At 62.3% G+C, this 26,197-nt stretch carries 15 protein-coding genes; 10 read left to right on the top strand and 5 right to left on the bottom strand.

Going from position 1 to position 26,197, the window contains the following annotated elements; all coding sequences use genetic code 11:
* Positions 1–13 precede the first annotated feature (13 nt).
* Positions 14–1,399 (bottom strand): FAD-binding oxidoreductase, encoded by a 1,386-nt coding sequence (locus W7S_RS10020; RefSeq protein WP_014711437.1) that lies wholly within the window; start codon positions 1,397–1,399, stop codon positions 14–16.
* 187 nt (positions 1,400–1,586) lie between these two features.
* Here W7S_RS10020 and W7S_RS10025 point away from each other — a divergent pair, with 187 nt between their 5' ends.
* Entirely contained in the window at positions 1,587–3,056 is a 1,470-nt protein-coding gene (locus W7S_RS10025) for a serine/threonine-protein kinase (RefSeq protein WP_014711438.1), read from the top strand.
* A gap of 78 nt (positions 3,057–3,134) precedes the next feature.
* On the opposite strand, the gene W7S_RS10030 is transcribed toward W7S_RS10025, so the two are convergent.
* Positions 3,135–3,626 (bottom strand): DUF1707 domain-containing protein, encoded by a 492-nt coding sequence (locus W7S_RS10030; protein ID WP_014711439.1) that lies wholly within the window; start codon positions 3,624–3,626, stop codon positions 3,135–3,137.
* Between the two features lie 69 nt (positions 3,627–3,695).
* Between W7S_RS10030 and W7S_RS10035 the strand changes: the two genes are divergently transcribed.
* The gene (locus tag W7S_RS10035; RefSeq protein WP_014711440.1) at positions 3,696–4,292 is read left to right on the top strand and encodes a TetR/AcrR family transcriptional regulator; all 597 of its coding nucleotides are present in this window, start codon (positions 3,696–3,698) and stop codon (positions 4,290–4,292) included.
* Positions 4,293–4,296: 4 nt separating this feature from the next.
* Here W7S_RS10035 and W7S_RS10040 read toward each other — a convergent pair whose 3' ends face one another.
* The gene (locus W7S_RS10040) at positions 4,297–5,565 is read right to left on the bottom strand and encodes a cytochrome P450 (RefSeq protein ID WP_014711441.1); all 1,269 of its coding nucleotides are present in this window, start codon (positions 5,563–5,565) and stop codon (positions 4,297–4,299) included.
* A 159-nt stretch (positions 5,566–5,724) separates the two neighbouring features.
* Between W7S_RS10040 and W7S_RS10045 the strand changes: the two genes are divergently transcribed.
* From W7S_RS10045 to W7S_RS10075, 8 genes are all read left to right on the top strand, one after another.
* A complete protein-coding gene (locus tag W7S_RS10045; protein ID WP_041297825.1) occupies positions 5,725–6,177 on the top strand; it encodes a VOC family protein in 453 nt (150 codons plus the stop codon).
* Between the two features lie 279 nt (positions 6,178–6,456).
* Positions 6,457–7,689 (top strand): IS256-like element ISMysp7 family transposase, encoded by a 1,233-nt coding sequence (locus tag W7S_RS10050; RefSeq protein WP_008258297.1) that lies wholly within the window; start codon positions 6,457–6,459, stop codon positions 7,687–7,689.
* A 38-nt stretch (positions 7,690–7,727) separates the two neighbouring features.
* Complete coding sequence (locus W7S_RS10055; RefSeq protein ID WP_238535840.1) at positions 7,728–7,922, top strand: hypothetical protein; 195 nt, start codon at positions 7,728–7,730, stop codon at positions 7,920–7,922.
* A 573-nt stretch (positions 7,923–8,495) separates the two neighbouring features.
* A complete protein-coding gene (locus tag W7S_RS27455; RefSeq protein ID WP_238535841.1) occupies positions 8,496–9,188 on the top strand; it encodes a hypothetical protein in 693 nt (230 codons plus the stop codon).
* Positions 9,173–9,724 (top strand): hypothetical protein, encoded by a 552-nt coding sequence (locus W7S_RS27460; protein ID WP_232525769.1) that lies wholly within the window; start codon positions 9,173–9,175, stop codon positions 9,722–9,724. The genes W7S_RS27455 and W7S_RS27460 overlap by 16 nt, the downstream gene beginning before the upstream one ends.
* Before the next feature lie 262 nt (positions 9,725–9,986).
* On the top strand, positions 9,987–13,043 hold the full coding sequence (locus W7S_RS10065) for a BPTD_3080 family restriction endonuclease (protein WP_014711443.1): 3,057 nt from the start codon (positions 9,987–9,989) through the stop codon (positions 13,041–13,043).
* Positions 13,033–15,744: a site-specific DNA-methyltransferase gene (locus W7S_RS10070; protein WP_014711444.1), complete on the top strand. Its 2,712-nt coding sequence runs from the start codon at positions 13,033–13,035 to the stop codon at positions 15,742–15,744. Before W7S_RS10065 ends, W7S_RS10070 begins: the two co-directional genes overlap by 11 nt.
* Before the next feature lie 7 nt (positions 15,745–15,751).
* Complete coding sequence (locus W7S_RS10075) at positions 15,752–18,517, top strand: ATP-dependent DNA helicase (RefSeq protein ID WP_014711445.1); 2,766 nt, start codon at positions 15,752–15,754, stop codon at positions 18,515–18,517.
* A gap of 178 nt (positions 18,518–18,695) precedes the next feature.
* Here the strand turns inward: W7S_RS10075 and W7S_RS10080 are convergent, their stop codons facing one another.
* Positions 18,696–19,505 carry a hypothetical protein gene (locus W7S_RS10080; RefSeq protein WP_014711446.1) on the bottom strand — a complete coding sequence of 270 codons (810 nt, stop codon included), beginning with the start codon at positions 19,503–19,505 and terminating at the stop codon, positions 18,696–18,698.
* A 54-nt stretch (positions 19,506–19,559) separates the two neighbouring features.
* Positions 19,560–26,012: a DUF4011 domain-containing protein gene (locus W7S_RS10085; RefSeq protein WP_014711447.1), complete on the bottom strand. Its 6,453-nt coding sequence runs from the start codon at positions 26,010–26,012 to the stop codon at positions 19,560–19,562.
* Positions 26,013–26,197 lie beyond the last annotated feature (185 nt).

Below are 26,197 nucleotides of genomic sequence, written 5' to 3' on the forward strand. Positions count from 1 at the left end.
GGCGTCTGGCGGATTACGCGTCGCCCGAAGCGAATACGACGTCGGGGTTGAGGATCCCGGCCGGGTCGAAGCCGGCCTTGATGCGGCGCATCAGGTCAACCTTGACGGGATCCTCGAGTTCGACGAAGTACGGGGCCTTGGCGCGGCCGAGGCCGTGCTCGCCGGAGATCGCCCCACCCAATTCCATTGCCAGCGCGAAGATGTCGGTCAGCAGCTTCTTCCGCGTCGCGGGGTCCGGGCAGAAGATGGCCAGGTGCACGTTGCCGTCGCCGGCATGCCCGCAGCCGGCCGCGGCGCCGCCGGCCGCCGTCGCCAATTCGCGCGCGGCGGACAGGAACTTCGGCATCGCGCCACGCGGCACAACGGCATCGATGAGGTCGTCGGCGCCCACCGCCTTGAGCGTCCAAAACGCCTTCTCGCGGGCCTCGATCAGCTTGCGCGCCGCGCCGCCGTCGAGCACATAGGCGTCGACGGCACCCAGCTCGGCGAGCAGCTCACCCGTCGTCTCGACATCCTCGTCCAGCCGATCCACGGTCCGGTTCTCAAGCGCCACAACGAGATAGGCCTGGCAGCTGTCGCGGACGTCGTCGGGAACACCGAGCTCCAGGTTCTGGGTATGGACCAGCGCGGCCATCGTCACGTTGTCGATGTATTCCAGGATGTAGGGCGCCAGGCCGCTGGCGAGGATCTTCGGCACCGCCTGCATGACCTGGTCGAAGTCAGCGAACGGCGCGAGCACGGTGGCGGTGTGGTCCAGGCGCGGATGCAGCTTGACGATCACCTCGGTGGCCAGCGCCAGGGTGCCCTCGGAGCCGACGATGAGCTGGGTCAGGTCGTAGCCGGTGGAGACCTTGGCGATCTTGCCGCCGGTGCGGATGATCTCGCCGGTGGGCAGTGCCGCCTGCAAGCCGAGCACGTTGTGGCGGGCGACGCCGTATTTGACCGCGCGCATGCCGCCGGCGTTGGTGCCGACGTTGCCGCCGACGCTGGACGACAGCTCGCCGGGGTGGACCATGTACCGCAGCCCCGTGCCGGCGGTCGCGGCGTCCAGTTCGGTGAGCGTCACGCCGGGCTGGACGACGGCGACCTGGTTGGTGACGTCGACTTCGAGCACGGCGTTCATGCGCTCGAACGAGATCAGCAGGCCGTCGGCGCGGGGGATCGCCGCGCCCGACAGGCCGGTTCCCGAGCCGCGGGCCGTCACCGGCACGTGGTTTTCCGTGGCGGCCCTGAGCAGTTGTGCCACCTCGTCGGCGGTCGCGGGCTTGGCCAGGTACGCGGGTCGTTGCGGGGGCTTGGTCAGCACCTCGTCGTGTGCGTAGTCGTCGGAGATGGCGTCGCCCGTTAGGATGTGGTGCGCGCCGACGATCGTCGCGAACCGCGTTGTCATGTCGGTCATCGAAGGCCCACCTTCTCCCGTCGGACAGCCACTCACTGTATCGGGGTGTGGGGGACGGCGGCGCACCGTAGTTGCGGGCGGCGCTGCCGCGCGGTTGCGACACGCGTGAGCCTGCGCACGTTATGTCGACGCCCGATTCGGGAACACGCGGGCTGGACTGTCTTCGACGTTGCGAAAGGATTGCGCAGTGGCCTCCTCGTCCCGCGGTTCGCGGCTCGGTACCCGGTTCGGGCCGTACGAGCTGCGATCACTGATCGGTGCCGGGGGACTGGGCGAGGTCTATCGGGCCTACGACACGGTTAAGGACCGGATGGTCGCGCTCAAGCTGTTACGTGGCGAGACGGCCGCGGACCCTGGCTTCCAGCAACGCCTTTGGCGCGAATGCCGCAAGGTGACGCGACTGCAGGAGCCCCACATCCTGCCGCTGCATGACTTCGGCGAGATCGACGGGGTGCCGTTCATCGACATGCATCTGGTCGACGACGGGGGCAGCCTCAAGGACCTGCTGCGCGAGCAGGGCGCGCTGGAGCCCTCGCGCGCGGCATCGATCACCGCCCAGGTGGCGCGCGCCCTGGACGCCGCCCACGCCGCCGGGCTGGTGCACCTCGACGTCAAACCCGAAAACATCCTGCTCACCCACGATCACTTCACCTACCTGGCCGACTTCGGCATCGCCGAAGCCGCCGGGGACGAGTCCCTTTCGCGCACCTACATGGCACCCGAGCGATTCACCACCGGACGCATCGGGTCGCAGACCGACGTCTACTCCTTGGCATGTGTGCTCTACGAGTGCCTCACCGGGCAGCCGCCGTTCGAGGCCGAGGACGCGGGGGAGCTGAAGAGCGCGCACCTGCTGTCGCCGGCGCCGAGGCCCAGCATCATGCGCCGCGGCGTCGGCCGGGACTACGACGACATCATCACCCGAGGCATGGCCAAACAGCGCACGGCGCGATTTGATTCGGCCGGCGCATTGGCCCGGGCCGCCAGCGAAGCGGTGTTCGCGGCGTACGAGCCGGTTTCCGTTGGGGCCGGCCAGCTCCCGCTCCCGCGCACCCGTCCGTTCCCGGCGGTCGCGCTTCCGGATACCGGCCCGGGCGACGACGCACCCGCGCCGGCCCGGCCGGCGCGCCGACTGATGGTAGGCCACGCGCCGCTCGTGGTGACCGCGGTGGCGACGGTGCTGTTGATCGCCGGGCTGGTGTTGTCGGTGAAATCCGTTGTCGGCACTCATCACAACAGTTCGGCCTCGCCGGGGCCATCGTCAGCGCGAGCGGCCGCACCTCCCGCGCCGTCTAGCTCACCGCCGCCGCTGACGCCGACGTTGTCGCGTCCGGTGAAGGGCGCCGACGGGCTGGGGTTCGTCGGTGAGACGGCCCGCTGCGACCCGGGCAACCCGCCGGCCGCCGTGGTGCGCACCGCCAAATCGCTGGCGGTGGTGTGCCAAAACCTCAGCGGGACTTACTACTACCGCGGCGAGCGGATTCGCGATGGCGCCCACATCGAGCTTTCCAACGCCAAGCCCGTCGAGGACGGATTCGACGTCACCAATCCGGTCGACGGCGTCGTCTACGAGGTCCGCCCGCACCGGCTGCGGATCATCAGCTACGGGCACGTCGATTCGTCGGAATCCGTGCTGCAATACGCGACGGCGTCGTAATCACCGGGAAGCCAACGTCTTGGGCGTACCCCGCCAACGCGGCGGGTGGCGTCGTGAGCCACATGCCTTTCGAACCCGCTAGCGGATGTGATAGCGGTTTGCGCACGATCCCGGTGCAAGCACGGCCGAAAGCGCTGGTTGCCAACGGCTTTGCTTCAGCCGCGGCATCGATACGGCGTGGCTGGCGAGTCCGATTCCCGCGCCGAGGATGGGCCAGATCGGCCAGAAGTAGGTGGCGTCGGTCGTCAGGGCGACGGCCGTCCAGACGGCGAGCACGATGACGACCATGGCGAGGTACGCGGCGAGGTGGGCGCGCAGTCCGCGACGGGCCGCGGCGACGCGGGCGGCGCGCCGGCGGGGGTCGTGACGCCGGATGCGATCGAGGGGCAGGTCGGCGAGGAGTCCGCGGAGTTCGTGGTCGGTCTGCGTCTGGAAAGTGGCTTGTAGCCGTCGGTCGTACTCGTCGATCTGCAGGTAGCCCTGGGCGAGGGCCTGGCCGAGGAGGTCGGCGGTCTTCTCCCGGTCGCGGGTGCCGGCGAGCGTGGATGTGGTGTCAAGCAGATTCGTCATGTCGTCTCCTTGGTCGCCGATGTGAATGCCATTAACATAGTCCGTAATGTTAATGTCGTCAACATGGTTGTGAATCGGTCGACCGCGCGCCGGCGGGAGAACTATCACCACGGCGATCTCAAGCGCGCGCTGACCAGCGCCGCCCTGTCGCTGGTGGCCGAGAAGGGGCCGAAGGGCTTCACCCTCACGGAGGCGGCGCGCCGCGCCGGGGTCAGCGCCGCGGCGCCGTACCGGCACTTCGCCGACAAGGCCGAGCTGCTGGCCTCGGTCGCCGAACAGGGATTCCGCGAACTGCACGCCGAGTTGGCCGCGGCGGCCGATCGCGTGTCGGATCCGAAGGCACGGGTGACGGAGCTCGGGCGGGCCTACGTGCGCTGGGCCATCGCCCATCCCGATCACTATCAGGTGATGTTCGGGGCGTCGCTGAAGGCCGAGCAGGGCCTTGCGATAGCCGGCGAGCAGGCGTTCGGGGACCTGCTCGACGCGATCACCCGGTGCCAGGAGGCCGGGATCGTCGCGGCTCAGGATCCCCGCGAGGTGGCCGGGCCGCTCTGGTCGCTGGTGCACGGCATCGCGACGCTTGCGATCGGCGGGCACCTGCAGGCTGTCGGCATCGCCCAGGCTCCCGACGAACTGGTCGACGGCGTTGTGGCGCAAGTGCTTTGAGTGATCACCAAGGTCGTTCTGTTTCCCGGCTGGTTCCGGGGGTGAAGGTGACCGGGAGCTTGCCCAGCCCGGTCATGCTCGGGTTGCCCAGGTATTGGTGGACGTTTTCGACGTCGACCTGATAGTCGGGGATGCGGGCGAGGACGGCCTTGACCATCACTGCCGACATCAGCCGGGCGAGATGCGATCCGATGCAACGGTGCGGGCCGAGGCCGAATGCGACGTGGCGGTTGGGCGCGCGGTCGAGGATGATCTCGTCGGGCCGGTCGAACTCGGTTTCGTCGTGGTTGGCCGAGAGCCAGCTGAGGACGACCCGGTCGTTCTTTCTCAGGCATTGGCCGCCGAGGACGACGTCGTGAGTGACTGTGCGGCTGAGGGTTTGGTTGACCGAGAAGTAGCGCAGGAATTCGTCGGTGGCGGTGCGGTAGAGCTCGGGGTGGTCGATGAGTTGCTGTCGGAGGTCGGGGTGGGTGCCCAGGTGCCTTAGCGTCAGTGCGGTTTGCGAGGTGGTGGTGTCGACGCCGCCGCCGATGAGGTTCCACAGGATGTTGAGCAGCTGCTCGTCGGTGAGGCGATGGCCGTCGAATTCGAATTGCAGCAGGAAGCTGGTCAGGTCGTCTTCGGGGTTGCTGCGTCTGGCCGTGGCGAATTCGATGACTTCTTGCATCATGGCGGGGACTTTGGCGATCGCGTCGGCGTACTCGTCGCTGTCCTGCGGGACGGCCATGACGGAGTGAAAGAGGTTGGCGTACAAGTGCCAATTGTCGTAGGGCAGGCCCATCAACTTCATGGTCAGGATGGCCGGGACCGGGCTGGCGTAGTCGAGCACCAGGTCCATCTGCCCTGTTGTGATGTGTTGGTCGAGGAACCAGTGGGCGGATTGCTCCATGAACGGCCTGAGCTTCTCGACGGCGCCGGGGGTGAAGAACGGGGCTAGCGCGTGCCGGAGGGCTTGGTGGTAAGGGCCGTCGACCTCGCCGATGCCCAGGGCCGGCTGGCCGTCGGGGCGCGGGACGCCCATCTCGCCCTGATAGTCGACGCCGTCGGGGGCGTTGGGTTCGTATTTGTGGGCGAAGGTGTCGCCGTCGCGGGCCGTATGGCTGACGGCGTCATAGCTGCTGACGTACCAGAAGCCGTCGTAGTTCTCGTTCCACGCGACCGGACAGCGTTGCCGCAGTTCGGCATTGACGGCCAGCTCGTTGAGGTTGAACGCGTCGGAATGATGGTCGAAGTCGACGGTGGCGTCGGGCCGGACCTTCGGGCGTGTGACCATCGAAAAGCTCTCCCACGGAAGCGGTCTGCTTAGTTGGCGGTGACGGGCGCTTATTGGTTTATCTTTGCATTATTGCGCTTTTGAGTGGTGTGGAGAAGCGCGGTTGAAGGGCGGTAACGACTGCGTTCGTCAGGGGTCTGACTTGCTGCGGAGGTTGGGTTGAGTAGTCATCGAACGGTTTTCAATCACGTTGGGTTGTGCGTCACGGATCGCGAGCGGTCGCGCCGCTTCTACGAGGGCCTGCTGGGGTTCCAGTTCTGGTGGGAGCTCGACCCGCCCGATGGCGCGACGTCGCAGCTGGTCGGACTGCCCGAGCCGCTCGGCGTGCACGCGACCTATCTGGTGCGGGACGGGTTCGTGCTCGAGCTCATGGACTACTCGAAGCGTCAGGTGCATGTCGGTTCGGAGCGGGTGATGGACCAGATCGGCCTGACGCACATCTCGTTCTCGGTGTCCGATCTTCCCGGAGTGCTGGCTCAGGTGGCCGAGTTCGGGGGATCGGTGGTCGATTCGTCGGTGTCCGCCGGGGCGGCGATGATTCGGGATCCGGACGGGCAGTTGCTCGAGTTGCTTTCGGATGGGTGGTTGGCTGCGTTGCCGCCGCGGCCTTAGGCGGTAGTCCGTTCACCACCGAGGTGCGGCCAGGTTCGTGCGGCAGGGCCATCTTGTCGGTGCCGGATGAGACGGTGTCGCCATGAAGACGATCGCAGTGAAATTGCTTGGTGCGGTGGTGTTAGCGGGTGCCGCGTTGGGCATCTTGGCCTCGGCCCCCGCGCGGGCGTGTCTTATTGACTGTGTAAGGGGTTCGGCCTGAATGGTGGTGGCTGACCACCGGACAGGAGAGTTCCATTGCCGCAATCTGATTCGTCAAGAGATGATGCTGCCGCCCAGTTGGCCGAGTTGTTGCCGCCGGCGGCAGTCGATGCCTTGTTGGCCGACGCTGAAGCGTCTGGCACCCCGATTGATGGCCCCGAGGGGTTGCTCGCGCAGATGACCAAGGCGGTGCTCGAACGCGCTTTGGACGTCGAAATCGCCGATCACCTGGGCTATGAGCACGGCGATCCGGCAGGGCATGGCTCGGGCAATTCCCGTAACGGCCATGGCCGCAAAACCGTGTTGACCACGGCCGGGCCGGTCGAGCTGGAAGTGCCCCGTGACCGCAACGCCACGTTTAGCCCGGCGATCGTGCCCAAGCGCAAACGCCGCCTGGGCCAGGTTGAGGACATGATCTTGTCGCTGTATGCCCGGGGCATGTCGACGCGCGATATCACCGAGCACCTCGGCGAGGTCTATGGCGCCCGCGTGTCGGCGGCCACGATTTCGCGGGTCACCGACGTGGTCACCGAGGAGATCGCCGCCTGGCAATCCCGGCCGGTCGATCCGGTGTATCCGATCTTGTATATCGACGCGATCCGCATCAAGATCCGCGACGGCGGCGTGGTGGCCAACAAGGCCGCCCACGTGGTCATCGGCGTCGATGTCGAGGGAATCAAGCAGGTCCTGGGCATCTGGATCCAGCAGAGCGAGGGCGCCAAATTCTGGCACGGGGTGCTCACCGAACTGCGCAATCGCGGGTGCCGCGATGCGCTGTTCGTGTGTTGCGACGGGTTGGCCGGCCTGCCCGAATCGATCGCAGCGGTCTGGCCGGCCGCGGTGATCCAGACCTGCGTGGTGCATCTGCTGCGCTCCTCGATGCGTTATGCCTCCTACGCCGACCGCCGCAAGATGGCCACCGCGCTGCGTCCGATCTACACCGCACCCACCGAAGAGGCCGCCAAACTGGCCCTCGAGGAGTTCCGCGCCCAGTGGCGCACCAAATCCCCCGGAGCCATCGCTGTCTGGGATCGGGCCTGGGCTGAGTTCGTGCCTTTCCTGGCATTCCCGGTCGAGATCCGCAAGATCATCTACACCACCAACGCCATCGAATCGCTGAACTACCAGCTGCGCAAAGTCACCAAGGCCCGCGGCTCGTTCCCCTCAGACGCCGCAGCAATGAAGCTGCTGTATTTGGCCATCCGCAACATCAACCAGAAACGAGGATCAACACACGGACCAGGCACCTACCGCTGGACCGAAGCACTGAACACCTTCGCCATCCAATTCCCCGACCGACTCCCACTATGACCCAAAGATAAACGGCTGCAACACCTTACACAGTTATCTTGACAAGCCCCCCCGCGCACGCCGATCCGCCGTGCGCCCGGTTCAACACCTGCCAGTACATGCCGAACCCGTACAACGATGGTCCGCTGATGCCGACGTGGGACGTCCCCGGAACCTACGGCGGCTGGACGAACCTTCCGGTGATGTGCAATCCCGCTGTGTATCGGTGCGAGCAATACATTCCGACGCGGTAGTCGAGGGGGCCCGTTTGCGGGGATATCGCGCCTCGACTAGGGGCTGACCACGCCGGCATCCCCGTCAGCGTGGAAATTCCGCGGGCTTCACGCCGACGTGCCGCCCTCACCTGAGGGCGTTATCCGCGTCGACGACGCCCACCGGTTGTCGGTATCAATGTCAGACAATCCTGCCACGCTCCTCCCGTGCCCACACACTCGCTGCTAGAACTGACCGTGTCTGTAAGGGACGTCGACGAGTCCGCGGCGTTCTACCGCGCTATAGGCAGCACACTGTTCAACGACGGCCAACCCGGCCGACCACATCTCGTCGACGGCCTGATAGGCAGGACGGGTCCCGTTCTCCAGCTTTACCTTTCGGTTGAAAGACCAATCACCAAGGTGCAGCTAGGATTTCGCGTGACCCATTTCGGTGCAGTCGCAGCGGCTCACGCGCCTTGGCGTCGAGTACGAGATCTCCGGTGTGAGGCGGCTCCGGACCACCGACTCGAACGGCAACCGGGTGCATTTGACCGACGTGATCCGAATGCGGCAGAGAATCTGGCAGCACCGAGGTGAGGCGATGAGGAACAATTGACCTACTTACAGCGGCCGACAGTCCGAGCGATCCGCGCAGCTCTCGAGGAAGTGCCAGGGGCGATGCGCGCGGAACCATCCCCTGAAGATGTAGACACAGCCCACGACCCTGCAAGCGAAATCCCGATCTGGGATCCCGACGACACCTTGTCGACGCTTGAATTCACTGGTGTGCCGCCTGACGGCGAACCCAACGATTGCATGAGTGACGAGCCGGCCGTCATCTTTGAAGTGCCGCCGAGTGTGACCGATGTCGACATCCTGAGAGTGCTTGGTCAGGAGCGAATCGCCACTCTCCAGAAATTGACTCAGATTCGCGGCGTCGATGCTCTGGGCTGGTATGTCACCTTCCACCAGCGGAAGTTCCAAATCGGCATTCACATACCGGTCGAAGGCATCCTTTGGCTAGTGGCTAATGTGCTGCAAGCGGTTGACGCGGACGTCGGGCGGAAGATCGAACTTGCCTTCCACGCTATTCTTCGGCATGAGCTATTCCACTTCGCCGCGGACTGCATGACGGCAAATTGGGAATTGGGACGGGTGTCGAGGTTTACTGGGCTTCCCGCGTTCACCGAAACGAAGCCGGGTATATCGAGCTCGAGGAAGGCCTTGCGAATGCCTATATGCTTCGGGGCTTCAGGCACCCCTCGCGGATGTTGGCAAGCGCCCCAGGCGTGTACGCAGCCTTGAAGGGGTTTTGTGAACGACAGCCCGACGGTTACCGGGATGGTCCGCAATATGCGAAGTCGCGTAGTGCTTACTTGCGTGAGTGCAGTTATCTATCGGACAACTATTACCAAGTTTCGGCCGCTGCATGGCACGTTCCGCATGCCTTCGATACCGTGATGTTGTACCCCAACCCGAGCCGGATCGACTGGTCGCGGTGTCCGATCATTCTGATTGATGATCATAAATTTTTGGAGCAGCTCGGAATCAGCGTCTCGTACTTCCGGTCGGTTCCCGAGCTGCACGAAACGGCCAGGTTCCAGCGGGCTCTTGTCAAGCTGGACAGGCGATTGCAGGAACCCTGGCTGATGACAAAGCGGGATCTCGCGCGATCAACTTCATTGAAGAGCCTCGATTTCAAGCAATGGAAGAAAGGTGGAAAAGACTGTTATTCGGTCCGGGTAAAGGGAAGTTTTCGCGCTCACGTTCGCTACGACCGGGGCAAGGCAGTGTGGTTCGCTGAGGCAATCGGAGACCACAAGGCCATGGGGCATGGCTAAATCAGGCTCACGGCGTCTGGCTAAGGCGCCGCTCGTGCAACCTCAACCTCGTGCTCATGAGCTCTCGAAGCGCCTACAAATCCTGGAGGGCGTCTACCGACAGTGCCACAGCCTACTTGGCGCATCGCCTACCTGGGCGATGGCAGGGTTGCATATTCCATCTGCGTGGCCGCTGGGAGCTTCCTAATGTCAATCCCCGAAATCATAGCCGTGGCTTTGCCTAGTATCGGGTTGGCGGATCCAAGCTGTAAGGGGGCGAACCGTGACTGAAGCGATCGAGAATCCGATCCTGAATTCGCCCTACGTACAGCCGGACCGCTACTACGAGGTCGGCCCCAAGGGCCCGACCGGCGAAATCCGACTTGGTCGCCGCCCCAGTGAGTCGTTCATCCCGATCGCCATGTCCAAGAAAGGAAAGGATGGAAGCAGCCAGACCGAGTTCGACTTTGACGCCACTGGCGAGCGTCGGGAGCGAAACACTTTAATCAACGATTTGCGCCGTGATGTCGAGCGCTGGCGCAGGGGCGCGCAGTACCCCGGCGTCACCTCGATCAGCCGCAAGCTGCTGCAGCACTGGGCCGACTCCGAAAGGGAGAACCGAGTGTTGTTCTGTCAGCGGGAGGCTGCCGAGACCGCAATTTTTCTCAGCGAGGTCGCCGGCCGCAAAGGGATGACCGATTGGCGCCAGCGACTCGAACCCGAGAACGAGGCTCACAACTCTGGTCTTCCTCGCATTGCATTGAAGATGGCGACGGGCTCGGGCAAGACAGTGGTCATGGCAATGTTGATCGCCTGGCAGACGCTCAATAAGGTCCAATCGCCGCGAGATGTCCGGTTCACAAACCGATTCCTAGTCGTCACACCTGGCATTACCATCAAGGATCGCTTGCGTGTCCTCTTGCCCGAAGACGTGGAGAACTACTACGACCTTCGCGACTTGATTCCTGCTGACCTCAAGGGCGGTCTGGACCATGCGCGCATCGTGATAACGAACTACCACTCGTTTCAACTCAAGGACGCCAAAGAGATTCGAAACGTCGCTCGCAATACTCGGCTGCTGCTTAAGGGTAACCGCACCGATGACCCGTTCAAGGAGTCACCAGAGGCGATGGTGAGTCGCGTGCTGCGAGATCTAGGCGGCGTCAAGGACAAGCAGCAGATCATCATGCTCAACGACGAAGCGCACCATTGCTATCAGGACCGACCTGTCACATCAGGCGAGAAGCTAAGCGCGGAGGAGAAGGATGCCAACGACGAGGCGCGGGTTTGGTTCAAGGGGCTACAAGCGGTAGCGCAGAGCGTCGGTATCAAGCAGATCTATGACCTGTCCGCGACTCCCTACTACCTATCCGGCTCTGGCTACAACGAGGGCCACCTCTTCCCGTGGACCGTGAGCGACTTTTCTCTGATGGACGCCATCGAGTCGGGAATCGTGAAGGTGCCGCGGACGCCAGTCGACGACGACGCCGCTCATGACCTCGTCACGTACCTGCGGCTCTGGGACTTTATCGGCGACAAGCTGCCCAAGCGTGCGGCAAAAACTCAAGTGGACAAATGGATTCCGCCTCCCGAGCTCGAAGGGGCGCTCCATAGTTTGCACCGCAGCTACGCCAAGGCGTTCGCGCACTGGGAGTCGAAACTGCGGCAATACGGAGAGACGCCTCCCGTCTTCATCGTGGTATGCCCGAACACCGTAGTGAGCAAGCTGGTTTACGACTGGATCGCGGGTGAAGAGGTCGCGGCGCCCGGTGGAACGACCGTGCACAAGACTGGCCACCTCGAGCTGCTGAGCAACGTTGTCGACGGGAAGCCGCTGGCCCGTCCCCGCACCATCCTGATCGACTCGGCGCAGCTCGAATCCGGCGAAGGCCTGAAGTCCGACTTCAAACAGGTAGCCGCCGCCGAGATCGCGGCATTCAAGTCTGAGTACCGTCGACGAAATCCCGGTGCGGACGTCGACAAGATCACGGAAGAAGAATTACTGCGCGAGGTGATGAACACCGTCGGCAAAAAGGGAAAACTCGGCGAGCACGTGCGGTGCGTCGTGAGTGTGTCGATGCTTACTGAAGGCTGGGATGCCAACACGGTGACTCATATTTTGGGTATACGGGCGTTCCGAAGCCAATTGCTGTGCGAGCAAGTTGTGGGTCGTGGACTTCGACGACGTTCGTATGCCGTCGACTCGGAGACAGACTGCTTCGAGCCGGAATACGCCAACGTGTACGGCATCCCCTTCCAGTTCATCCCGTCGGACAAGCCAGCGGCCGACCCTAAGCCCCCCAACCCCGTCACCGAGGTCAGAGCCGTCGAAGGCCGCGAACACCTTCGGATCACGTTTCCGAAGCTCGACGGCTACCGCGTCGAGATGCCCGATGAGCCGATATGGCTGGACTCCGACGATGCGGAACGCTTCGAGATCGGGCCCAACACGGTGCCTCGATGGGTCGAGATGCAAGGCGTTGTCGGAGAACAAGAACGAGAAGGCGGCGACGGGCGGCGCTATCGACGCCAAGAGGTTGCGTTCGCTCTCGCCAAACGAATCATGGACAGTCAGTTCAATATCGACGACAACAGACAGCCGTGGAGGTTCCCCGAGTTGGTGCGGATCAGCACCCAGTGGCTCGAGCAGTGTGTGACTATCGCTGAAGGCTTCGACCTCGGCCATCTCATGACGATTACCGAGACTCAGGCAGCCGCAAGTGAGGCAATCTGGAGTGCGGTCATCCGCCAGATCGGCAATAGACGAGCGCGGCTCCGGCCGATGCTCAACCGCTTCGGCCCCGAAGGGTCGACCGGGGACGTCGACTTTCCGACGCGGAAACCAACAGTGCCGACGGATAAGTCGGAAGTCTCACACGTGACCCTTGACGGCAAGGACGGCAACACGTGGGAGCAATTGCTTGCGGCCGAACTGGAACTTAATAGGAACGTCGAGGCCTACGTTAAGAACGACCACCTCGGTTTCACGATTCCCTATGTCCACAAAGGGCGCAGCCACTCGTACGTGCCAGATTTTCTGGTCCGGCTGAAACGACATGATCGCGACGATGTTGTGCGGACCTTGATCATCGAGGTCTCGGGCAGCCAGAAGAGTCCCGGACCCACCAAAGCCAAAGCTGAGACTGCACGCAACTCATGGTGCGTAGCAGTGAACAACCATGGCGGCTTCGGGCGCTGGGGATACACCGAGATGACGCATCCTCTTGAGTTCAAGCAACGCTTGGTCGAGGCGTTCGCTCTCCTTTACGACGATGCGCCGATCATCGGCGATCCGGACCTCTTGGACTTCGACGATCGGAGGAACGCTCGTGGCGCGTAAGAAGGTGGCGCAAGGACCAACTCCGGTCGACGCGCTGGCGCATAAGGACAAGCGGACCAACATTCCCACGGCCGACGCGCAGGACTTCGTCGATCCGGAAATCCAGCAGATCCGTCGGGTCCGGCTGGAACGCGATGAGAGCCTCGACCCACAGTTGGTTTGGAAGGGCAAGTACGACGCGGAGGGTACTGGAACAGACCTGATCGCGGATGCGCCACCTATCTACATCCAGGAGAAGATCGACCCCCGCGTGCTGATCGAGAACCTCCGCAACACCGCTGAACGTCCAGAGGACGAACCCGAACTGACACTCTTCGAGTCGTTCGATGGACTCGACGGGTTGGACCAGGTCGACTTCTACCAACATGAGGCGAACTGGTCGAACCGCATGATCCTGGGTGATTCGCTGCAAGTGATGGCATCACTGGCCGAGCGGGAGAAGCTGCGTGGCAAGGTCCAGATGGTCTACATCGATCCGCCCTATGGGATTCGGTTCGGCTCGAACTGGCAAGTCTCTGCGCGCAAGCGCGGGGTGAAAGATGGAAAGTTAGAGGACGCCGCTCGGGAAGCCGAGCAAATCAAAGCCTTTCGCGATACATGGGAACTTGGAATCCATTCATATTTGTCTTATCTCCGGGACCGACTGCTTGCCGCACGAGAACTGCTCACCGCTTCTGGCTCTTGCTTCGTTCAGATAGGCGACGAGAATGTGCACCTTGTCCGGAGCTTGATGGACGAGGTTTTCGGAAGTGAGAACTTCGTCAGTCAGATCTCGTTCGAGAAGACCTCATCGTCCTCTATGGATTATCTGGATGGCGTCAGCGATTACCTTCTGTGGTACGCAATTAGTTATGAGCGATTGAAGTACAGGCCGTTGTTCACTCTCAAGTCTCAGAAGGCCCTCCGCTTTCTCGAGCTTGCTGACGGCGTGCGGCGGCCGGCCACGAAGGACGAGCGATCAGGCCTTGCACCCATCCCAAATGGCGCGCGTTGGTATGAAGTTGGAGACATCACAAGTCAAACTGACTCTAGCCAAGCTCGGTATACAGTCCATTTCGACGGACAAGACTTTCACGCAGGCAAGCGCAACTGGGCAACACCACTTCCTGGCATGCAAAGAGCGATACTTGCTCGCAGAGTTGAACGGCGTGCGGCCAGCATTGGCTTCGTGCGATTCGCAGACGACTTCCCGGCCATCCCGTTGCGCAACAATTGGAACGACACAGGTACCGGGTCGTTCACGGATGAGAAGATCTACGTTGTTCAATCGGGTACAAAGATTATCCAACGCTGCATACTTATGTGTACGGACCCGGGTGATCTCGTGCTAGACCCAACCTGTGGCAGTGGCACAACAGCATTAATCGCCGAGCAGTGGGGACGCCGCTGGATCACCATCGACACCTCGCGTGTCGCGCTTGCCCTCGCCCGTCAACGGCTCATGGGAGCAAAATACCCGTGGTATCTGCTCGCAGACACCGCCGAGGGGCACGCCAAGGAGCAGTCTCTCAGTGCGCAACCCCTTCCGCGTCAAGAGTTTACAGGCGACATCCGACATGGCTTTGTCTACGAGCGGGTACAACACATCACGCTAAAATCGATCGCCAACAACCCCGACATCAAAGAAGGAATGAGTCGCGAAGAGATCGACGCAGCTATCAAGCGGCATGCGGACTTCGAGTTGCTCTACGACAGGCCATACGAGGACACGAAGAAGGTACGCGTCTCTGGTCCATTCACCGTCGAGTCGCTGAGCCCGCACCGTTCGCTAGCTTTCGCCGGTGGCCCAGATGCGCCGGTGGAGTCCCGCGCCGAGATCGAGGCAGCGAAGGACGCCAACGCTCCGAACTTCGAGCAATCGATCCTTGACAACCTCGCCAAGGCGGGTATTCAAAACGGTCGACGCAACGAGCGAATCACGTTCGCAGCCTTCGAAAGTTACGCTGGCGAGTACATCCAAGCAATAGGCGAACGAGCGGTTTCGGTGTCCGAAGGACAGCCTGGGCCAGCCGATGATGACCCACTTCGCGTCGGCATCGCGCTCGGGCCTCAATACGGAACGGTGAGCGCATCGTTTGTGAAAAACGCTGCCCGAGAAGCCATTAACGCTGAAGGCGTAGATCTACTCTGCGTGCTCGGCTTCGCCTTTGATCCACAAGTCACCGGTGTTACCGAATCGGACGGTGTAACTGTGGATGCTTCTGACGAGGGTTTCGCGAGCGTGGAGGCGTCCCGCAAGCTTGGCCGGCTGCCGGTCTTAATGGTTCGAATGAACGCTGATCTCCTTATGGGAGAGGAGCTTAAGAAGACGGGCGCCGGGAATCTGTTCACCGTGTTCGGGGAACCCGATATCGAAGTCGAGGAGACCCCGGACGGTTATGTCGTTAGTCTGAAGGGCGTCGATGTCTACGATCCGACCACGGGACAGGTCCGCAGTAATGACACCAGCCAAGTCGCGCTATGGATGATCGACACGAATTACAACGACGAGTCCTTCTTCGTGCGGCACTGCTACTTCACTGGCGGTAACGACCCATACAAGCGACTCAAGACTGCGCTGAAGTCCGACATTAATGCCGATGCGTGGGCATCTCTGAACTCGGATGATTCCCGTCCCTTTCGCAAACCGGATACGGGCAAGCTCGCCGTCAAGGTGATCAACGATTACGGCGACGAGGTCATGAAGATCTTCGAGGTGTGAGCGACCGGTGACCGTCTATACCGACTCCCAACGAGAGGCTATCGACTGCCTGGATCGGCCGCTGCAAATCATCGCGTGCGCGGGTTCAGGGAAGACGCAAGTCATTTCGCGACGTATCGCTAACATCCTGGCTCAGGCGGACACCGATCCTCGCAACATCGTCGCTTTTACCTTTACAGAAAGGGCGGCTGCTGAGCTCAAGGACCGGGTCTTACGTGTCGTCGCGGAACAACACGGCGATATCACCGGCATGGCGGAGATGTACATCGGCACGATGCATGGCTACTGCCTTGACCTGCTGCAGCGTTTGGTACCTGAGACGTTCAAATTCTCCGTCCTCACCGAGATCACAGCCCGCCTGCTCGTCGACCGCAACAGCAGGAAATCGGGGCTGACGACATGCCCGACTTCCTCGGCAAAGGTTCCGACTCTGCGTCGATATGTGAATTCCAAGCTGTTCCTGCAGGCTATGAGCATCCTCCGTGAGGATGTCATCGCTGAGGAGCTTGTGCCTCAAGGTGTTTGGGAATCACACGCGTCATATCTGAAGCTGTTGTATGCACATGCTCAATTCGACTTCACGGAGTTGATCAATCTCGTCGTCCAGCTACTCGAAGCTGATCCGTCGCAGGAAGAAGAAGCCCGGGTGGTGCAAGCGCATATTCAGGACGACGTCCGCTATGTAGTGGTCGACGAGTACCAGGACGTCAACGCATTGCAAGAGCGACTGATTACAGGCCTGGTCCAGTTCGGCGCAAACCTGTGTGTCGTGGGTGACGATGACCAGACGATCTACCAGTGGCGGGGTAGCCAAGTCTCCAACATAATCTCCTTCGCCGACCGACACGCCAACGTTAAGCAAGTCACCTTGGCCGATAACTTTCGCTCCAGCAAGGGTGTCGTAGAACTGGGTCGATCAGTCGCAGAACGCATTCCAGACAGTGAGCGATTAACGAAGGCGATGGTAAGCGCGGACAATCAGACGTGGGAACGCGGAGATCTACTCGCGCTCACCTTCGACGACGTGGCCGGCGAGGCCGCATGGATATGCGACCGGATCGAAGCTCTGCGCGGCGTGCCGTTCCGCGACTACCCCGAGTCGGCAGACCGCGGCCTTTCATGGTCTGACTTCGCTGTGCTCTACCGCTCGGTCGCTAAGGACGCCGACGAGTTGGTGGCGGAACTGCAGCGTCGCGGAATTCCTTACGTCGTCAAGGGTCTGAACCGGCTATTCGACAGCGTGGAGATCAAGGCAGTCGTCGGCATCTTTCGAGCGATGGTCGGCGAACTTTCAGAGGACGATCTGCGTTTGCTCTGGACTGACGCGAACCTCCTTCCGGAGCCAGACAGATGGCGCAGCGCATTCGACGTGTTGGAGAAGGGCCGCGACTTCGGCCGTGGCGAGCGCTGGGGGGTCTACAACATCCAACGCGTCTATCTCGACTTCCTCCAGGAACTACGGCTTCGGGAGGAGACTGTCCCCGGTGCGGCGGGAAGAGGCGAGCTTGTCTTCTATCAGTTAGGCAAGTTCAGTCAGGTGATCTCCGACTTCGAACAGATCTACTTCAACACAGCACCCGAGGAGAAGTACGCGTCATTCGTCAAATGGCTCGAGTATCAAGCGCCTGACTATTATGCGGAGTCGGATGCCGACATCGGTTATGCCACACCGGATGCGGTGACTCTGTCGACCGTGCACCAAGCAAAAGGGATGCAATGGCCTGTCGTATTCGTGCCGTGCATGCGGCGAAACCGGTTCCCGTCGAAGCGGCAGGGCGGACTTAGTGTCTTTCACGTAATCCCCGACGAAGCGATCGTGGACGCCGACCGGTATCGCGGAACTGTCGAGGATGAAACTCGGTTGTTCTATGTGGCCGTCACCCGGGCGCAGAAGTATCTCGTTGTGACGTTCTCGCCCGGTCCGAATCAGCTCTATAGGAACCGGTCTGAACTCTTCGATCACTGCGCTGACCAAACATGGGTGTCGACCCGGCCGAGCGCCACTCCATTGCCAGTGCGAATCAAACCCCGTGCACTGCACGAGATCCCGCAGGTCACATTCTCATTCTCTGAGCTGAAGTATCTGTTTGAATGTCCGTACTCGTTCAAACTGCGCTTCCTCTACGGGTTCAATCCACCGCTGCACGAGGCGTTGGGCTACGGCAAGGGCCTGCACGACGCGCTCAGCGAAGTCCACAAGAAGGCGGTCAGCGGAAAGATAGTTGATGCGTCTGCGGCCAAGGACCTCGTATCCCGCCACCTGCACACTCCGTTCGCCTATCCCGAACTACGGATGGCGCTCGAGAAGGCCGCCGTAGAAGCAATCGAACGCTACTTCGCTGTCCATGGCGACGAAATCCGGCGGACTGTTCATTCGGAAAAGCAGATCCAGGTTCACATCGCCCCAGGCATCACTGTCGACGGCCGCATCGACCTCATACGCAGACTGGACACTGACGAACTGTCGATCGTGGACTTCAAGTCCACCGACCGCGCTCAAGCCGAAGAAGTCACCCGCGACCAGTTGCACGTTTACGCGGTCGGTTACGAGGAGCTCAGCGGGCAGAACGCCGACCTCATAGAGGTTCTGAATCTCGATGAGCAGGGTAAGAGTACGCGCGAAGAAGTCGAGCAGTCCCTGCTAGGTGAAGTGAAGGCACGGATCAAAGAGGCGGGCGAATCGCTGCGTTCCAATCAGCTGAACCGGCTTGGTAGCTGGTGTTCGACGTGTGCGAGTTGCGATCTCGCGGGGCTTTGCCGGGATAGACCCTGACGAGACGGGCTGGCCGCAAGGCTCGCATCGTTTTGGTGACGTGTATCAGTCCAAGTGAGTCGGGCTTGCTGCCTCTCGGCAGAGTGTGTGTCCGGTCCCAGGTAAGTCACGTGCATCAGCGAGGCAGGCTCAGGCTACCCGCATGGTGTCGCCTAGTGACCTGATTTGCAATATGGCCTCACTCGCTTGTGTCGAGAGCCGTTCCGCCTGCTTCATTGGCCAGAGCGTACGTGCAGCAATCTCGCAAGAAGCACATCTCGCACCGCGGCACTCTCGGTCGGCATATACGTTGGCCCAGTTCCCAGAGTGCAAGGTCGAAGACGCCAGGAAAATCGGGAGAAAGCTCTCGGGCGGTGTAGATGACCTCTTCTACGGTGGCGCGGCTCGAAACCAGCCCGAGCCGGGCCATCACGCGGCGGACCTGAACGTCAGCCGATATGTCAATGTATCGGCGATCGGCGACATCGATTCGGAACCCGCGGACCAGGATGTTGGCAGCCATGGTCGCGATTTTTGGCCCAGCGCCATCGAACTCGAGGAAGCGTCGCACCAGCCGGGCACTCGCTGGGCGATCGCTCCATATCCTCGAAGCGTCACCGTCATAGTCATTGGCGACGCGTTGTGTTGCCCGATAGAGGATTTTACCCATGGGCGCACAGAATCGGTGGGCGGGCGTGGGCTCGGAAAGCAGCCGCACCCAATCGTGTTCCGACAGCCCGACTAGGGCATCCATAGCGAGGGTGCCTTGCCTCTCCTGGATCCGCAAAGGGACCATCCAGGCCAGACGTGCGGGTATCTGCCGATCAACCAGGCAACCGAAGACGAAGGCATGCGGTATGTTGCCGAGATCGGTCAGGATAGCGTTTGCTGCGGCGTCGTCGACAAACCTTGGCAATGCGGGTGCCTGCGCGAATGCCTCCTCGCCCGTATCGACAAGCCTGCGCCGGACCTCGGCCAATTGCGGCGCTGGTAAGTCTTCGAGGTTCATACCTAAGTGTCCCCTTGGTGAAGCGACTGTCCTATTGGCCGGAGCTTGGGGCGTTTACGTTTGAGCCGATTCGGCGGCGCCGGATAAATGCAAAACTGCACTCGTGATGAGCCCAGACCCATTCTGGTGCAGAACCTTTCGCTCCAAGGCCTTATTCAGCGCGTCGTTCAGCCGCGCTTCTATCTGCTGCGTGACGCGGCGGCCGCCCAGCAGATTGAGTGCCTCGCGTTTGAGGTCATAGGTCTCGATCCCACCCGTCTGCTCTGCCACCACGATCATCGCGTTCCCGATCTCGATCAGCGACACGTGGTCTAACTGACGACTGGTCCCTTCCGGTGGTCGACGCACGATCCGCCAGTCCTCTGGTTCGACGCCGACGGGCCAATAGAACCCCTCGCCCGTCGGCCTGCGGTAGTCGACGGGGACGACGTACTCAATCGAACGATGGCGATTCTCGTTGAGCCTGGTTAAATTGAAAGCCGCCGCAACCAATTTGGTAAGGCGACGTGGGTGTATCGGGGCTTCCGCAGCCATCGCACTGATGATTGCGTCGTATACCCGCGACTTCGCGTAAGCGATCGGCAAGTCGTCCAGCACAGTCACATCGCCGAGTCGTCCCGGTTTCCATTCGTGATAGACCTGCACCATCGGATGACTCTGAGCGGCTGCGGTTGCTGGTTTCGCCGGCTGACTCGCCCGCAGTAGCGGTGTCGCCTGACGCGGGGGAGCGGGCGACGGCACAGGCGCGGTCGTCTCCGCCCTAAAATTCCCGGACAGCACACGCTGCCGCGCTACGTCCACCGACTCCTTGAGTTGGGCCACGACGTGTTCAGGTCGTCGGAGCCACTCGGGCAACCACACCCGTTCGATGGCAGGCCAATGCATTAGGTCGCGCAGAACATCCACCGGCAGGGCGTCGCGGTCGGCAACGGTGCGCCGTGCGCGCCAACTCTGACCGTCGAGGAGAACTGCGACAAGCTGCCGCTCGGGTTCCGTGGGATCCCCAAGTACAAGATCCACTCGGAAATCGGACAAGCCGAGATCGGTTGTCACGACCAGACCGGCGTCTCGCAATGCAGCGGCGATGTCATCGCGGTGGCGATCGATCACGGGTGTTCGACGCATGCTGTCGGCCACGTCGTCGACACCCCGTGCCGCCATCTCCAGGTACGCTTTGAGATGCTTGGTGCCGATCTGGCTGGTTTCCTCGGCCCGCAGGTCCTCCGCGTCAAAGCTCGCGTAGAGGACTACCTCTCGGCGAGCGCGGGTGATCGCAACATTGAGTCGACGTTCCCCGCCGGGTCTCGACAGCGGCCCGAAGTTGAGGGGCACCACGCCTTTTTCCTTGGCGCTGAACGCTACCGAGAACAGGATGGTGTCGCGCTCGTCGCCCTGGACGTTTTCTAGGTTCTTGACGAAAAGGCCGTCCGGCTCGTCCAGAGCACGCACCACCCGTTCGTCTGCACTGTCGCGCAATAGGTTATCTATCAGGTCGCGTTGCTGGGCGTTGAACGTGATGATGCCCAGCGACGGAACCGCATCGGGCGACTGCTCGAACCGCCGCGCTACGTCATCGACGATGGCATCGGCCTCAACGCGGTTGGTCCGCAGTGTCTTGCCTTTGCCGGACCGCTCGAAGGTCCCGTTCACCCGGATTAACGAGATTCCTTGTCCGCCGGCATCGGATGCGCCACCGCTTCGCGGTGCGGGGAAGGATGCCAGCCGCCGGTTGTAGTAGTGCTGGTTGCTGAAGGCAATCAATGCCTCGTCCTGGCTGCGGTAGTGCCAGGACAACCACTGCTGGGGGAGCTGGGCGTGGACGCACTCGGTGAGGATCGACTCCTCGTCGAGGAAGAACTCTTGGTCGGTGTCGTCCGCGTCGTCGACATTGGCGTTCGCCTCGGCGAAGCTGGTCGGCGGCATCTGCTTGCTGTCTCCCACGACGACTACAGAGCGGCTGCGGCCCATCGCCCCGATGGCATCGGCGACCCGAATTTGAGATGCCTCGTCGAACACGACGATGTCGAACAGATCCGGGCGCGCCGGGAAGAACCGCGCCACCGAGTCGGGGCTCATCATCGTGCACGGCATGATCTGGGTGATCAGCTCCCCGTAGTGCTCGATCAATCCGCGCACGCTCATCCCGCCGCGGCGTCGGTCCAATTGGCGGCGCAAGCCGCCGATCTGGCCGCTGGCCGAATTGGCGTCGAATCGCCTCTTGTGTAGTAGCGCCGCCGGGATCGCTCGAGGCAACTCGCCGCGGATCGCGCGCAAACTCTTCGTGTATCGCTCGACCGTCTTGTCGTGGGCCTCGGCGTTGAAGCTTCCCAGGGCGGTGGCGTCGCGGCGCTCGGCAACGGATGCCACGGCGATGCCGCGCGCGAACGCCAAGCTGGCATCGTCGGGGTCAATCTCGCCGTTGAGGATGGCCGTCCGCACGGCGGACATCCCCGCAGGTTTCAGCGGTTCGATGAGATGCAATAACGCTGCCCAATGCTCGATTGAGGCCGTGTCGTCGAGGCGGCGCGCGCTGCGCATCGCCCACCAGTGGACGATGAAAGATTGGGGCTGTGCCCATTCGTTCTGCCGCTCGGAGCTGGTTTCGGTGGTTTTCGTCAGGGCGCTCCACGCCGACGGGATGCGGGCAAGCTGGCTGGCGAAGGCGCCGACGGGCTGATTCGCGTAGTACGACCGCAGATCGTCGATGTGCGGGTCATTGGGTTGAGCCGAAAGGAGTGCTGCAGTCCACCGCAGCCACCCCAGTTGCTGCCTGACCTTCGCGGTGTGCTCGGGGACAAGGGGATTCCACGGTTCGCCGATGACGGTGGCCGGAATTCTCGCTACCCTGCCGCGCAGCCCGGCAACCGCGGCGTGCGCCTCCAGGATGCCAGTGACTAGGCTAGTAAGCGTTTTGAGGTCAATGGTTTTCGGGTCGACCACCAACACATCAGATAGTTGTTCCAGCACGGCGCGCCGACGTTTCTTGCGCCCGAACAGTTTCGATTCGTCCGCCGCCACCGCGGCCGAGTGAATCGCTGGAATGTCGAGGTCAACCGCGTCCACCGATGCGACTGACCGCCACTCGGGTGTGCGCTGGGTCAGGGTATGGAGATCGGCGTCGAGTGACGCCAGCTCCTGGGCCCAGGCGCCCTCGTGCAAGGTGTCCAGCGCGGACAACGGGTGGCGTGGAGCACCACAGAGCTTTACCCAGCTGTCGAAACCGGCGAGGAGGCCGCACCGCCCCAGGCTATCGATCGTGAGGCCACACTCGACACCTGCGGCCAATGCCGAATCGAACTCGACGGCGCACCGGTGGATTTCGGCGACCTCTGATTCCGCAGGGGGCGAGTCGATGAAGCCCCAGGGGTGATCGATGCTTGGCTGCGCGAGATCGGCGACCTCTGGCAGCTTTCGCATCACCTGCTGGAGGGCATGGAGCGTCTCCGAAGGGCCGCCGGCGACAAGCTCTTTCGGAACTTCGATCGGGGCGACGTCCTGGTCGGCGGCGAGCTCGGCCGTGCGTGCTGAATACAACGACATGCGCGCGGCGTTTTCCTCATGTAGCCGCCGCGCGTAGCGGGCGAGGGCATTTCGACTGGATTCGGCCGCCTCGGTTTGCGTACGCAGCGAATCGGTATCGGCGCTGACACTGAGATCTAAAGCGGCGCGGATCTGTTCGCGAACGGCCGCGGGCCGCGAAGACTTGTCATGCAGATCCAGCGACAGCTCGCCCAATCCGACCGCCTGCAGCCGTTTCTTGACGACGTCGAGGGCGGCGCGTTTTTCGGCCACGAACAGCACCCGCCTTCCGGCGGCCATGGCGTGGGCGAGCAGATTCGTGATCGTTTGGGATTTGCCGGTGCCCGGCGGCCCTTCCAGCACGAAGGTCCGTCCGGCAGCAGCTTGAGCGATGGCCTGCAGCTGAGACGAGTCGGCGGATACCGGCATTTCGTCGCCGAGCCGATCGAGGTCGACCTCGGTGCTGCCGGCCACCGGGTCGGTGAACGGCTTGTCGGGCGAATCGATCAGGTGCCGAACCAAGCTGTTGCTCGACAACGCTTTCCAAGAGTTGTCAAGGTCCTTCCACAGAGGAAACTTCGCGAACTGCAGGATCGCCAGGTGCGTCGTCTCCTCGACGCGGAAGTGCAGTCCTGCCCGCGTTATCGCGCGGCGAACGGCGTTGAAGGTGGCCGCCAGGTCGATCCCCGAAGCGTCATGCGTGGGTTCCTTGAGATCGGGAACCTCGAGGCCGAAGGAAACCCGCAGCTTTTCGACTAGGCAGTAGTTCGGTGTCGAGGCTCCCGTTTCGTCGAGGGCTAGGGTGTAGCGCTCGCCGCGGTTGGCCGTGCTGAGCGTTACGGGCACGAGAACCAACGGCGACCGAAGTTCGCGGTCGTCGAACCGCCAGTTCAGCATCCCGAAGGTCAGATACAGGTTATTGGAGCCGGTTTCCTCGACGATGGTCTTGGCTTTGGCGGCCAAGTACCGCAGCTTGGTCTTGTACGCCGCGCCGGTGATGTCGATGTATGCGCTGTTCTTCTCGGCGAGCAGCAGTTCGCGTTCGCGTTCGGGAAGATCACGCCCATAGCGGATTCCGCGGGCGACATCGATTTCCTTGACGGCGTCAGACGCCAGCAACGTTATGCGTGCATTGTCGTTAACGGCGTCTTCGAAGCGGCCGAGGGCGGGTCCCGGTATCTCCACCCGGTATCCGGCGCGGTCGGTGTAGTTGATCAACTTGTTGCGCAGGCTCAAATCCAGCAACGCGTTCTTCCATTTGGCGACCCGCAGCGGCACCGAGTCTGTCTGATGCGAGACGGTCGCGCTCGAGTCGGAGCGTTGATAAGGCGCAATCGCAGGACCCTCGGCCGGGGTGTATTCGGTGACGACGACGCTGCCATCGGGACTCAGCGTGCGACTGGGCAGCGGATAGATCCTGGAGAGCCGTGCCTGGCGAATATCGGTCACACCAAAGACATTCGACAAGTCATCACCAAGATGTCTTCTGCCCGCGCCGACCGCATCCGGGAAGGGTGAGGAGTCGTCGCCCCCTGCCAGCATCGTCGTCTCGACAAGCCGTATCTGACCGAGGTCCACGAGGTTGGCGACGTCGATTACTTCGGTGGTGGAAATAGCCGGCAGCGCAGCGTCGACTCGCCAATAGCCGAGCAACGCATGGCCTTTGAGCACCCATAGGGTGGTGTTGATGCCAGCCTGTTCCAGCGCGGCGGCCATCGTGACAGCGGTGTCCAGGCAAGTTCCCAGTCGGTCGTCAAGGACTTCGTGCGGCGTGCGAATTTTTTGACCGTCGAGTCCCCAACTTGCCGGAGGTTCCGCATACCGGATGTCCCTGGCGCGCATCGCGTCATAAACCGCTTGCGCGATGGCGTCGGCTCGTTCTGGACTTTCGCTCTGATAGCCGTCGATCGCCGAGCGTCCGGTGGCTGCATTGAGACGATCGGAAACGTCCGGCATTAGCCCGCTGATCGCTGATGCGTTCGGCTGGATGTGCGCGGCTAACATCTCCAACCCCAGATGCAGCGGGGTGGCCTTCCACTGGTTGGCGGCAAGAATGTTGACCTCGTTGAAGCCCTTCGCGATCACTTCTCCTGCGGCATCGTGCAGGACTGCTTCGATGCGGCCTGGGCGCTGGTCGTCGACCGTGAGCATGGACGCAGGGTCCAGCGCCAAGTCAACGTCGCGCAGGATCGTGGGCTTGCCGGCCGCGAGGTCGACGTGCAGTTCGCGCGGTCCGCCATGTGAACCCGTGGCGCTGACCACATCCACCCGAAGCACCGCACCCCGCAGGTCCTCGGTGACCCCATCGATCGTTACCTGGTCGACCACGGGTATCCGGCAATGTGCCATCGGATAGCTCAGGTCGGAGATGGCCTTGATCTCCAGTCGGATCGCGGCCGTGCTCGCGGCCGGCAGCGTAATTGTTTCGTGCGTCGGCGCCGGGGCGAAACGGGTGGCGGGAACCGTCTGTTTATCGGGTCGTTGCGCCATCGGCGGGGTACGCCCGCTCGCCGGCCGGGGCTGGCCTTCGGACGTGGGCTCAGCGGCAGGTAGGGGGCTGACGGTCAATTTCAGCCGGGCGGCTTCGGTCGCGCCGCCGGGGGCATTGGCCGCCCGCAAGAGCAGTTCGATCGAGTCGATAGCCCGGTAAGCCTCGGCGGCGCTAAAGGTCTCGTTGTGGGCCCACCGGTTGCGGACGTCGCGCAATTCGCTGGCGTAGCTTTGTCCGAGCCGGGACAGCTGCCGGTTGAACGGGAAACCGTATTCGCCGAGCCGTTCGGTCATGGCCCGCAGCATTAACGACAAGTCCCGGGCCTTATACATCCCCATTTGCCGTCCGGCGGCGGCATCCTTGCGGCGCAACACCTCGGTCCACGACACGCTGGGTGGCAGCGACTTGGCGCACACCTCTTCGACGAACGGGCTGAGGCCGTCGATCAATATCGACAGCGCCTCACCCACGACGATGTGGTAGTTCTTCTCGCTCACGAGAGGTCTCTCCAGGTGAATTCGGTGAATGCTGCCGCGCTGCTCGGACGTGTGGCGAGCTTAAGTGGCCCGACCGACAGCCCGCGTTGGACATAAAACCACGACAAGCTAACTTTCCGCAGGCGTTCCTGAGCAGCGCCTTACGCGAAAAGCGTGTGGCGTGTCAGCGCGCGCTTTTACTCTCT

The sequence above is a fragment of the Mycobacterium sp. MOTT36Y genome (assembly GCF_000262165.1).
Classification (GTDB): domain Bacteria; phylum Actinomycetota; class Actinomycetes; order Mycobacteriales; family Mycobacteriaceae; genus Mycobacterium; species Mycobacterium intracellulare.

Coding starts and splice junctions, on each gene's coding strand:
- W7S_RS10030 (WP_014711439.1), bottom strand. CDS start 3,626: ATGACGAATCTGCTTGACACCACATCCACGCTCGCCGGCACCCGCGAC.
- W7S_RS10040 (WP_014711441.1), bottom strand. CDS start 5,565: ATGGTCACACGCCCGAAGGTCCGGCCCGACGCCACCGTCGACTTCGAC.
- W7S_RS10020 (WP_014711437.1), bottom strand. CDS start 1,399: ATGACCGACATGACAACGCGGTTCGCGACGATCGTCGGCGCGCACCAC.
- W7S_RS10080 (WP_014711446.1), bottom strand. CDS start 19,505: ATGAACCTCGAAGACTTACCAGCGCCGCAATTGGCCGAGGTCCGGCGC.